Source organism: Flavobacterium sp. NG2 (assembly GCF_034119845.1).
GTDB lineage: Bacteria > Bacteroidota > Bacteroidia > Flavobacteriales > Flavobacteriaceae > Flavobacterium.
Genome location: NZ_CP139420.1, coordinates 3,306,850 through 3,318,325, shown reverse-complemented (window position 1 = coordinate 3,318,325; position 11,476 = coordinate 3,306,850). Strand labels below are relative to the sequence as shown.

Below are 11,476 nucleotides of genomic sequence, written 5' to 3'. Positions count from 1 at the left end.
AATTCTATGGTAGATTTGGGGACTGCTAATATACAAACACATCCTTTAAATTTAATATAAAGTCGTTAAACTACATGTTTTTTGTTTAAAAATAAGATATATATTACTTTTTAACACCTAAAAAGCCCCTTAGCTACAGTTTTGTAGTTGAGGGGCTTTTGTAAGTAATAGGAGTTTATTTTTAGCTCTTTTGCTCTTTATTAAAGTAAACCAAGTAGTAGTACATTTGTTTTTCTTCGTCCCATCCTTTTTCTACAAATTTTTCGGCACTTTCAGGATTGATAAAATCCATTTTGATTTGGATATTTGTATCTAGGTTGATGACGTTTTTAATCGATTTACGAGCATCACTCACCGCTGCATTGGCAATAGGGAATGAGGTTACATCTTCAATGCTGTATTTCTCTCCTTTGTCTACTTTATAGTTCTTGAATTCCGGAATTAAATCAGGATTATCCAATACTTCGTTCAAGAAGTTAGTTTCTTCAAACTGATCGTTCTTTGCAAAATAATTTACTGAACGGTTCATGAACATCACTTCTTCTTTTTTGTCTTCAGCTGGAAACACAACATCTTTAGCAAAACCTTGACAAAATTTCAAGTATTTCTTTGTGATGAAGTTTTCGTCCTCAAAAGCATCTACTGACAAGAAATGCTCTAGCCAATAACGCGCATCATAGCGGTTGCTGTCTACAGTAAGGATCTTGAAACCTTCTTCTTTTTTGTGATTGAAAATGATACAGCCTTTATCTAGTTTGTTCAAGTTGATTCCTTGTTGTAGAATCATGTCAAGATGCGTTTCTTTTTCTTCAAACTGCAAAAAGTCTGATTGTAACTCGCTCTTGAAAATCCCAATCGCATCCACAGGAGTGTTGTCAATAGTAAGATTAGTCAAATAGGTTACATACACTTCACCATTCTTGATGTGTGGGTGATTGGATTGCTCAAACAAATGTTTGGTAATCTTTTTTGAACCTTCGTGCAAAGTCGTAGGATCATCAAAAATCTCACAGGCAAACTTATACATATCGTTATAATCCAAATCTACTTCATGAGCAAACTGATAGTAGTTCTCCTCTTTTTCTCTAAAGGGCTTTAAAAAAAACTCCTTGATAAGAGGCACCACTTCATCCGAAAGGCTAAAAGGTTGCTGAGATAAAAAAATAGCTTCATTACGACTTTTGTTCCCTACACGGTGTATAGAAAGCGTCTCGATGTGCGTGTTAAATAAGTTGATCATTAAATATGTTTGATGTTGTTTAAAAGATTTAAAGTTTAAAATTGTTTAAGATTGGGGATCTATAAATTTCGTTCCTTTAAAGTCTTTTTTATTTAGATAAGTAATAAAATTATGAATTTTGATACTCAGTTGTTCGTACTGAGAAATTAATGTTTTTAATTGTTCTTCGCTGATATATTCATTGTCAAAAACTCGGTATAATTGGGAACGAGATTCTCCTGCTGAACCTTTAGCGACAGATAAAAATTGGCGAAATTCAAGATTTCCATTTCTTTCAAATCCTTCTGCAATATTGTCCATGACAGAACCTGATGAAGCTTTAATTTGTTCTTTTAATTTAAAGTCTCTATTTAAGTCAGTGGTTTTGGCTATTAAAATGATTTCTTTAGAAAGTCTTCTAGCTTCTTGCCAAATATCTAAATCTTCAAATCTTTTTATCGTTGCCATCCTTAAACAATTTTAAACAATTAAACTTTAAACCATATTGAACTAAGTATTCCTAATTCCAATTCTCCTCAAATCCAAAGTCTTCAAAATTACTATCGCCCTCAAACATGTCAAGGTCGTCATCGTCTAGGCCGTCTTCAAAATCATCGTAAAAATCGTCTGCATTATCTGCTTCAAAATTCTTTTCGATGGCTTCTTCAGGGATTTCTCCATGAGAGAAAAGTGTTTCTGGATAAATCGCTCCAGCAGTCGTTTCCTCAATAGCAGCAAGTTCAACAAGGAACGTCCACATATTGATGAAATCATACACATAAATGATTTTGGTATTTTCCTCGTCTAAAATCTCTGATAATTTATAATCCCCCATCGTTTTGATTTCACCAGGAACATCTCCCGTATCAAAAAGCGGAATTTCATCTTCCTGATTCCAAGTTTCATCACAAGTATAAAAGGAAGCTACCTCCATACCATCAAATCCAAAGGCATTAAAAATAGCATTGTGTAAATCCTCTAAAGTGTCGTCTTCCAATATCGCAATATCTCTAAAGATATCTTCTTCTGCATCTAGAATAGCTCTGAATTTGTAAACCATAATCGTTGTTTTTAATGAAAGGCCAAAGGTAAAATTTAATTTTTGATTTTAGTTTCCCTAAATTGATTTGTTGATAAGATTTTAAATACTTGATAATCTATCTGTACCGTTTTATTTTTCTTTAGGAGCAGAAAGTCTAAGGTTTTTCAAGTAAGTTGGGTCCCTGCTGTCCGCTATATCTTGTGGCGGCATAAATGCCAGCCGCCACAAGGATGCCGCTCCCATCAGGGCTAGAAACCACGAATAGTTTTCCAAAACAAAATAAAAGCAATTCTAATACAACCATTCCAGAAATCCAGAGGATTTTAATATGTATAGAAATGGATATGGTGGTGTTGATACGACCCCGCTGGGGTCGAATAGCTGCATGATTATTTTTTCTATAAACATTTGACCTTTTCAAGGTCATTTTAATAATAGCGTTTAATGATTGCCAAGCGGATGTTTTATTATTAATGTAGAAAGTATCAAAGAAGGAGAGAAACGAGAACTTGTTAATTCAATTTTTGATTTTTATAACCTCTAGTAACCACAATCTTGTCTTCCTGACGAAGGAAGGATCTCCGTATGTAGCTCTACAAAGATTGGGTTTTAGAATTTGTTTCAGTTTAAAGTAGAACGTACCACACGAAAGGATTCGTGCCTATACTTTCCAGAAGACAAAAAAAATATTAAATTTATTCAAAATGTTTTCTAAAACGATTTACGAGTATTTCTGTAGATGTCAATAAATTTTTTAGGTAATCAATATGTAGAATTTCTTCGAAAACTTCGATAGCAATATTGTAAGTTAGTTTAAATTGTAGGTCAATTTCATGAATATGATTTTCTGTATGAAATTCAAAGAATTTTAAATTTGGAGTCACGGCTAATTGAATTTCAAATTTTCTGTTTTCATTTATTGTAATATAATCATTTTCGTCGAAATAAATTTTACCAACAATATTTAGCTCATCAAAAATAGCTACTAGTGATGAGGGACTTCTGTGTTTGTCAGCGTTGTTAAGGTATGTAATTATGGACAATATGTAGGACTCACTTTTGAACCCAGGTACTTCATTGAACATGAATGGTTGTAGGGAAAGAATTGTTTCTCGGGCTTGCAATGGGATTTGCCGTAGAATATCAATTGTTGAACGATCGAAATTTTCTCTTTTTTCATAGATAGGAAAGCATAATTTCCTAGGAGCTATTGGAGGGTCGTTATGCATTCGAGCAAGTGCATAAACTAAGTTGTCAAGAATACTTCTAAGATTGTGAATGTATTCGCCGAGTCTTACGCTCAATTCTTCTAAGAAATTATCTTCAGAATAATCCCCTACATATAAAAAATAACCTAATTTATTTTCAAATTCATTGCAAGAAAATTTTATTCTATTATCTTTTACAGATTCTTCTAAAAATAAAAACATTTCATCAATCTGCATATTTGCGCGTTTAAGTTTTAAATCAACTGGGCGTAGGTAATCTTTTCTTTTTTGCATTGATAAGTTATAATTAGAGTATTTCTGTTTTATGACTAATTATTTGTCTGTGTTTATTTTAAAATAGCGACTATGTAATTATAATTAGTAGACTGTCACAATTGGATGGTGAAACTAATATATGAAAAAAGATTATTGATGAAATTAAACTTTTTCTTATTTTTAACCACCAAAAGTTCTTACAAAAGTAAAACACACCAATTTAGCCCCGATAGAGCCGATATCCTCCTGTAGCGGAGCGGAAGGAGATAAAGGCGAAAGCGGGAGGGTAGTTGTTATGGAAATAATACGGACTGCTCCTAAGACTTTTTTAGCAAACGCTTTCTGTAGATATGGTAATTACGGTGGAAACGGTTGTTGCTAGGGTAGCTTCTTTTTTCGGTGATATTGTTGACAATCAAGGCGACGGTTAGTAAAATGAGGGCGCCTACTAGTACTGGAGAAAAAACATACCAATAGCCTAGGGTTTTTATCTTTTCGGTACCTATGATAGCAATTAATGCTGTTGCTCCTCCGGGAGGGTGCAAGGTTTTGGTTACTTGCATAGCGATGATGGAAAGGGAAACTCCCAAGGGTGCGGATAACCAAATGGGTTCAGGAAGCCAGGTCTGAATCGTGACCCCGATAATGGCAGAAATGACATGTCCGCCTATTAGGTTACGAGGTTGTGAAAACGGACTTTGGATGATGCCATAAATTAAAACACTGGAGGCTCCGAAGGAACCAATCAGATAAACCCCATCCGACCCTGGGAAATGGGTAGAATGAAAGTATGCGATACAACCAATCCCAATAAATGACCCAATAAAAGACCATAGTTGTTCTCTAAAGTCAATTAAAGTCTCTTTGTAGATAATGTATTTCGTTTTGCGAAGGCTTCGTTTGATTTGAGTTACTGGCATTTTATTTAATCGTATTTGGAGTAAAACTATAGACGGTATAAGGAACAATCATTTGTGCAGTGTATTTGGATACGAAGCACGCCATCAGGATTGGGAAGAACAAAATGTAATTATTGGTCAATCCCATTACTAAGAACAGGGCGGTCAAAGGTGCGTCAATACTAGCGCTCAAAACGGCTGCCATGCCAAGTACCATAAAATTTAAAACAATAACATTTGCGTCAAAAAAATGGTTAATGGTGGTTGCGGTCAATAATCCTAAAAATGCACCAATGAAAAGGCTAGGGGCAAATACGCCTCCGTCGCCACCTGAAGCGAGTGTTATCGAAGTTACAACGGGTTTTAAAATCAAGATAAGTACAAAACTCATCGCAGCCGAAAAGGTAAATAATACAGGTCCGGAACCGTTGAGGATGTTTTTGATGGCATGATAGCCTTCGCCATACAATTGCGGAAACAACAGCAAGGCTGAGCTTAATAAAATAGAACCCAAAATGATTTTAGAGGAATAGCGGTTGATTCTCAAGAACTGTCCTTTGATAAATAAAACGCATTTGGTTAAATATGCTGCATTCAGTCCTGCAATAATTCCTAAAACGATAAAATAGGGAATGGCTTTGAGGTGCCAAGTTGTGATGACGATATTGAATAAAGGCGGTTCGTTGATTAGGGTTAGCAAAGTGTAAGCAACGCCTACGGCTATACTATTAGTCAATAAATAATAACGAGAGGTTTTTTTAGAAATGACTTCGTACGCAAATAACATTCCTGCGATAGGACTGCCAAACAAAGCGGTAACTCCTGCTGCAACACCTGCACAAATCAATTCGGTTTTGAATTTCCGAAAAACATTCTTTTTTTGCTGCGCTACAGAACCAATGGTTGCCGAAGCCACGACAGTGGATATCTCAATTCCAGTTGAGCCTCCAAAGATTACAGTAATCAATCCGTTGATAAAATGAGACGGAATTTTATAGTTGGGTAAATTCTTGGATTTTGATTCGGTGCTTTCAAAAACTTCTTTGATGCCTTTGTTTTCTTTCTTTTTGAATAGATGCTGACGTAAAAAGTAAATTAAAGACAATCCTATAATAGGGAAAATGAGATAGTAAATAAAGTTAGTGTTGGCTCTTTCGAAGAATATTTCTTCATAATACTCAGTCATTCTTTTTAGAATAATTCCCAAAAATGAAGATAAGAAACCAATTAAAACCGAAACGATTATTAATTTTTTAAGAACAATGAATTGATGATTTTTCTTGATTTTAGTCCTTTTGGTCATCAGTGTATTATTTTTTTTGGGCTACAAAAGTAAATAATCAAAAATGAAAATGTTATAAATTTAACTTTTTTTAATGTTTCTAGCAGAAATCCATAAGGAGGTTGTTGGGGATGTTGCTGAAGAATGAGAGTTTTGAAAGTAGTTGAGAGTAATTTTTAGAGTATCTCACTGTGACTTCTAAAATTTTAGCCACTGATTTCAAGAAAGTGATTGGACTTTGACAAAAAACAGCTAACTTTTAAGCATATAGAATTTTAAAACACATAGAGTCATAGGCTTTTCTTTGTGAATAAGTCGCTTTGCTTAGGGATAGTGAAACATAGCTTTCGGATTAGAAATTCACTCTCCTAAAATAGGAGAATGAAATTATCATTTATAAACTGAATTAATCAAGATTGTACTAAATCCTCTGTGTAACTATGTTAAGCAAAGCGCTTTTTAAACGTCACTAAATCTATGTCCCTATGTGTTTAAAAAAAGAGTTAGATAGAATTAAAAGGATTAATCTGTGCTAATCCTTTTAATCTGTGGCCAACTAAAATGCGTTAGCTATTCCTTTTCTTTCGCTTTTAAGCCAAAAGGAATTTTTAAATCCCCAGTATCATACATATTGATATAAATGTCGATGGTGTCTTTAGTGCCAATTTCTGTAAGTCGGTATCTGTCTAACATTCCACTGTTGTTTATAAATCCATTAGGGGTTTTAAACGGGCAACAGCTTCCTGCTCTGAAATAAGTCATTTTTTTATCGCTAGGACCAAACAAAGCGTTCAGGAATCTTCTTTCATTCAATGGTCCTTCTTGGGTTTTTACTCCTCCAACTTTGATTGGATTAGACTGATTGTATCCGTATGTTTTGTCATCGCTCTGTTCGGTAAGTAAATATGTACTGTGGTCGATTAATTCAACAGTTTTAGTTCGTGTGTCACCAGTACCTTTGTCTTCGGTTGTGATTGTTTTTTTTGAAGAACATGAAATAGTGATTACGGCAATTGATGCCATTATTTTCTTCATAGTTGTATCATTTTATAATTTGAGAAGGCGAAAGTTTTTGCTTATTTCAAATATATCTAAAAAAGAGTTATGAATTTTAATAAAAGTAATTTTCTTATAAATCTTGATTGAGCTTTTTAATAACCTTTGCTGGATTGCCTACTGCCAACGAGTTGTCAGGAATGTCTTTTGTGACTACTGAACCTGCACCAATCACACATCCGTTTCCTATAGTAACGCCAGGACAAATAATCGCATTTCCACCAATCCAACAATCGGTTCCAATAGTGACCGGAAAAGCCATTTCATGAGTGCGTCTGGTGACAGCATCAAGTGGGTGAGTGGCAGTATAAATTTGCACGCCTGGACCAATTAAGGTGTTGGAGCCGATGGTTACTTTGTTGCCATCAAGCACTACGCAATTGACATTGAAAAACACATTTTCGCCACAAAAAATATTATATCCATAGTCGCAAAAAAAAGGTGGTTCGATGTATAAATTTTTGCCCGAATTTGGAAGTAATTCGGCTAAAATAAGTCGGGCATTTTTGGTGATTCTGTACTCTGTTATATTCAATCTGTGTAGTAGGTTTTTGGCTTTTCGACGGTCTTTCTTGAGGTCTTCTCCGCCTGATAAATAGAGTTCTCCATTCATCATTTTTTCTTTTTCAGTTTGCATGGTTTTCAAAAAATAGTGTTCGTAAATATACGCTAAATAGGGTAGGGTTACAAGCTGGTTTTTGGGTAAAAAAAAATGATTTTTATAATCTGCTATGTTGGAATTGTGTTGTTAAAGTAGTTTTTTTTATTAATTTGTGTGTATTGGGAAAATGTAAAAGTTATGAGTTAAGTTAGTTATTTTAATGTATTGGTAGTAAATACTATAACAGGTTGTTATAGAATTTATCTATAATGTGTTTTTTGGGTGTTTTTTAAAGTTTTTTTGGTTGGAGCGGAAAAATTAGAGTTGTATCGCTTGAATGAATTACAACCTCCGTCTATACTTTTTAATTAGTTTAAAACAACTAATACTATAATTCAAATAAATACTTTTTAAAGGAATTTTGTAAAGATGATTTCCTGTTTTATACTTTACAAATAAAAGAAATAATCTTGATGAAAAGATATTTTTTTTAGTGCTTTTCTGAGGCTTTTTTTAGGTGTTGTTAGTATGAGGATTAGGGTGTGAAAGTCATTTTTTAAATTGTTGATAAAATAAAGTTGTTTTGTTGTTTTTTTTGTTTCGTTTGGAAGTGAAAAAAAGCATGTTTTTGAAGTTTTGGATTTGGTGCTTTTTGGGGCTTGTTAATTGTTGTTAAGTAATAATTTTTTGTTAATCATTTCGATAAAACAGGATAAAGATTGTAAATTCGTTTTGAATAGTTTTTAAATTCTATACTATGAGGTGGTTCTTGATTATGTTGTTTTCTCTGTTTTTTTCAAATGCTATTTTGGCTCAAAAACCAGTTGTTTATGATTCTTATTCGGTCTTGGAAGAAGCGATTTTAAATGATAAAAACACCACTTATGTAGTTAATTTTTGGGCGACATGGTGTGCGCCTTGTGTCAAAGAATTACCTTATTTTGAAAAGCTAAATTTGGAAAACAAGGCAGTGAAAGTAGTATTGGTGAGTTTAGATTTTAAAGATCAATATGAATCAAGATTGATTCCTTTTTTAAAAAAGAAAGCTATTCAGTCCCAAGTTGTTTTACTAACCGATAAGAATTATAACCATTGGCTCCCAAAAGTGGATAAAGATTGGTCGGGTTCTATTCCTGCTACTTTGATTGTTAAGGGTAATAAAAGGATTTTTGCCGAAAGAGATTTTGCATCATATGAAGAATTGAATAATTATATAAATACAAATAGCAACTAACACATTTAACATTATGAAATTTTTGTCTTCCTTATTTTTGCTTTTTACTGTTATTATTGGAACAGCCAATACAATTCCGCCAACGGGATATAAAACAGGTGATGTGGCTACTGATTTTAAATTAAAATCGGTCGATGGTAAGTTGTATAGTCTGTCTGATTATAAAGGCGCAAAAGGCTTTATTGTGGTTTTTACTTGTAATCACTGTCCTTTTGCAGTGAAATACGAAGATAGAATTAATGATTTAGCTAAAAAGTATAAATCTAAAGGTTATATTTTATTAGCAATCAATCCTAATGATCCTGAAGTTCAACCCGCAGATAGTTTTGATTTGATGAAAGTAAGAGCTAAGGAAAAAGGATTCGTTTTTCCTTATTTATTTGATGAAGGACAAACAATATATCCGCAGTATGGAGCAACGAAAACGCCACATGCTTTTTTGTTAGATAAAAACCGAGTAGTAAAATACATTGGTGCTATTGATGATAATGTGGATAGTGCAGCTGATGTAAAAGAGAAATATCTTGAAAATGCGATTGCAGCCATTGAAAGCGGAAAAACACCTTCACCTGAAACAACAAAAGCGATTGGTTGTTCAATTAAGTATAAAAGGTAGTAGGTTTTCAAATTCATAAAAAAATCTCTAAAAATGAAAATGCCCCAAAAGTTTGATACTATTTGGGGCATTTTTTATGGAAAGAAAAGTTGAATATGATTATGCATCTAAATTAGAATGTGTAGAATTAGTTTCTTATAGGCAGACTTTTAGTTTGACAGCCAAATCATGGATTTCCGGTCAATAGTAGTTATTTTCCAAACATACCGCCAAGCATTCCGCCAAGGCCACTTTTTTTAGAAACGGCATCCATAGCGTCGTTTAGGTCTATATTTCCATCTCCATTTTGGTCTAGGCCAAATTGTCCTCCATATTTATTGATGGCATCCATAATTCCAGCATTATTCCCACCCGAAATGGCGCCTATAATGTCCGAAATTTGAAAACTCGAATCATTCGGGTCTTTTGCTTTGCTAACTAAAGCGCTTATTATTTGTGGTATCAACTTTGTTGCTATTCCAGATGCGTCCGAAGCGCTCAATCCGAATTTCTGCGCTAAATTATCTGTAAGTTCAGATGATAATTTTTGAACGACTATATTGGATTTGTCATCTGCGTTATTTCCTTGAAAAAGGTTTGCTAATTGGTCGACACCACCTTCAGAAGCTATTTTTTGTAATCCCCTAACGATGGAATGACTCGCTTCGCCTATGACGGCTTCGTTTTTCTCTTTAGGGACTGCATTGTTTTTAATTACTGATTCTACTCCAAATTGTTGTGCTAGTTCTGTTAATTGTTCAAACATAGTTTTTCTTTTTAGTGTGTCTCTCAAATTTAGCAAAAAAAAATGGGTTTGTTGCTTTTTAAACAACAAACCCATTTAAGTATAACTATAAATTAACTTAATTATCCAATCAAATTAATGATTTGTGATGCTAATTCAGTACCAATTCTATCTTGTGCTTCTCCAGTTGCAGCTCCAATATGTGGAGTCAAAGAGATTTTTGGGTGCATTAAGATTTTCATTTCTGGTTTTGGTTCGCTTTCGAAAACGTCTAAACCTGCAAATGATACTTTTCCGCTATCCAAAGCAGCGATTAAAGCGATTTCGTCAATTACACCACCACGTGCACAGTTTACAATACCTACACCGTCTTTCATGATTGCTAATTCTTTCTCACCGATGATGTAACCATCTTGAGCAGGAACGTGCAATGTAATAAAGTCAGCTTCTTTGAATAATGATTCCAAAGATTGAGATACAATAGTAGTAGTGATTGATTGTCCGTCAAAGAATTCAACTTTTACGTCCACTTGTGGGATGAAGCTATCAGCAGCGATAACTTTCATTCCTAGACCAAGAGCCATTTTTGCAGTAGCTTGACCGATACGACCAATACCAACGATACCTAATGTTTTTCCTCTTAATTCAATTCCGTCAGCATATGCTTTTTTCAAACCGTTAAAGTTTGAGTCACCTTCCAAAGGCATGTTTCTGTTTGAGTCGTGTAGGAAACGTACTCCTGAGAATAAGTGTCCAAAAACCAATTCAGCCACAGATTCTGATGAAGAAGCTGGAGTATTGATTACGTGAATTCCTTTGCTTTTTGCATAGTCCACATCAATATTATCCATACCTACACCACCACGACCGATGATTTTAATGCCAGGACAAGCATCAATAATGTCCTTACGAACTTTAGTTGCACTACGAACTAAAATAACGCTTACGTTATTTTCGTTAATGTAGTTAGCTATTTGTTCTTGAGCAACTTTTGTAGTGATTACTTCAAAACCACCTTTTTCTAAAGCCAAGATTCCGCTATTTGAAATCCCGTCGTTTGCTAATACTTTCATGTTTTTTTATTACATTACGAGGTGTTATCCCCAAATTAATTGAATGGTTTAGAAGCTATTTCCTGCTATCCGTTTCAATCTTGTGTCGGCGTAGATGCCTGCCGCCACAAGGATTTCCACTTCTATCAGGGCTAGAGCCTCTGCTAGCGATGTTGATTTAAAATTCCAATTTATAAATTCCAAATTCCAAATGTGAAATTCGGTATTTTCAAATCCTGAATTTTTTCAAATCCAAAATCCTCAATC

General features: G+C 34.1%; 12 protein-coding genes. 2 read left to right on the top strand and 10 right to left on the bottom strand.

The window, feature by feature from the left end; all coding sequences use genetic code 11:
- Positions 1 to 181 precede the first annotated feature (181 nt).
- From SLW70_RS13510 to SLW70_RS13475, 8 genes are all read right to left on the bottom strand, one after another.
- Positions 182 to 1,240 carry a nucleoid-associated protein gene (locus SLW70_RS13510; protein WP_320889099.1) on the bottom strand — a complete coding sequence of 353 codons (1,059 nt, stop codon included), beginning with the start codon at positions 1,238 to 1,240 and terminating at the stop codon, positions 182 to 184.
- 45 nt (positions 1,241 to 1,285) lie between these two features.
- On the bottom strand, positions 1,286 to 1,687 hold the full coding sequence (locus SLW70_RS13505) for a four helix bundle protein (RefSeq protein ID WP_320889097.1): 402 nt from the start codon (positions 1,685 to 1,687) through the stop codon (positions 1,286 to 1,288).
- Positions 1,688 to 1,739: 52 nt separating this feature from the next.
- The gene (locus SLW70_RS13500) at positions 1,740 to 2,279 is read right to left on the bottom strand and encodes an IS1096 element passenger TnpR family protein (RefSeq protein WP_320889095.1); all 540 of its coding nucleotides are present in this window, start codon (positions 2,277 to 2,279) and stop codon (positions 1,740 to 1,742) included.
- A 677-nt stretch (positions 2,280 to 2,956) separates the two neighbouring features.
- Positions 2,957 to 3,706 carry a hypothetical protein gene (locus SLW70_RS13495; RefSeq protein ID WP_320889093.1) on the bottom strand — a complete coding sequence of 250 codons (750 nt, stop codon included), beginning with the start codon at positions 3,704 to 3,706 and terminating at the stop codon, positions 2,957 to 2,959.
- Between the two features lie 356 nt (positions 3,707 to 4,062).
- A complete protein-coding gene (locus SLW70_RS13490) occupies positions 4,063 to 4,665 on the bottom strand; it encodes an HPP family protein (RefSeq protein WP_320891800.1) in 603 nt (200 codons plus the stop codon).
- 1 nt (position 4,666) lies between these two features.
- Positions 4,667 to 5,947: a chloride channel protein gene (locus SLW70_RS13485; protein WP_320889091.1), complete on the bottom strand. Its 1,281-nt coding sequence runs from the start codon at positions 5,945 to 5,947 to the stop codon at positions 4,667 to 4,669.
- A gap of 549 nt (positions 5,948 to 6,496) precedes the next feature.
- On the bottom strand, positions 6,497 to 6,961 hold the full coding sequence (locus SLW70_RS13480) for a 2-dehydro-3-deoxyphosphooctonate aldolase (protein WP_320889089.1): 465 nt from the start codon (positions 6,959 to 6,961) through the stop codon (positions 6,497 to 6,499).
- A 94-nt stretch (positions 6,962 to 7,055) separates the two neighbouring features.
- Complete coding sequence (locus tag SLW70_RS13475; protein WP_320889087.1) at positions 7,056 to 7,619, bottom strand: sugar O-acetyltransferase; 564 nt, start codon at positions 7,617 to 7,619, stop codon at positions 7,056 to 7,058.
- Between the two features lie 721 nt (positions 7,620 to 8,340).
- On the opposite strand from SLW70_RS13475, the gene SLW70_RS13470 reads away from it, so the two are divergent.
- Both SLW70_RS13470 and SLW70_RS13465 read left to right on the top strand, forming a co-directional pair.
- The gene (locus tag SLW70_RS13470; RefSeq protein ID WP_320889085.1) at positions 8,341 to 8,817 is read left to right on the top strand and encodes a TlpA family protein disulfide reductase; all 477 of its coding nucleotides are present in this window, start codon (positions 8,341 to 8,343) and stop codon (positions 8,815 to 8,817) included.
- 13 nt (positions 8,818 to 8,830) lie between these two features.
- Positions 8,831 to 9,433: a thioredoxin family protein gene (locus SLW70_RS13465; RefSeq protein ID WP_320889083.1), complete on the top strand. Its 603-nt coding sequence runs from the start codon at positions 8,831 to 8,833 to the stop codon at positions 9,431 to 9,433.
- 190 nt (positions 9,434 to 9,623) lie between these two features.
- Here the strand turns inward: SLW70_RS13465 and SLW70_RS13460 are convergent, their stop codons facing one another.
- Both SLW70_RS13460 and SLW70_RS13455 read right to left on the bottom strand, forming a co-directional pair.
- Positions 9,624 to 10,178, bottom strand: a complete 555-nt coding sequence (locus tag SLW70_RS13460; RefSeq protein ID WP_320889082.1) for a DUF937 domain-containing protein — start codon at positions 10,176 to 10,178, stop codon at positions 9,624 to 9,626.
- 101 nt (positions 10,179 to 10,279) lie between these two features.
- Positions 10,280 to 11,230, bottom strand: coding sequence for a D-2-hydroxyacid dehydrogenase (locus SLW70_RS13455; protein WP_320889081.1), 951 nt, complete (start codon positions 11,228 to 11,230; stop codon positions 10,280 to 10,282).
- Between the last annotated feature and the right edge of the window lie 246 nt (positions 11,231 to 11,476).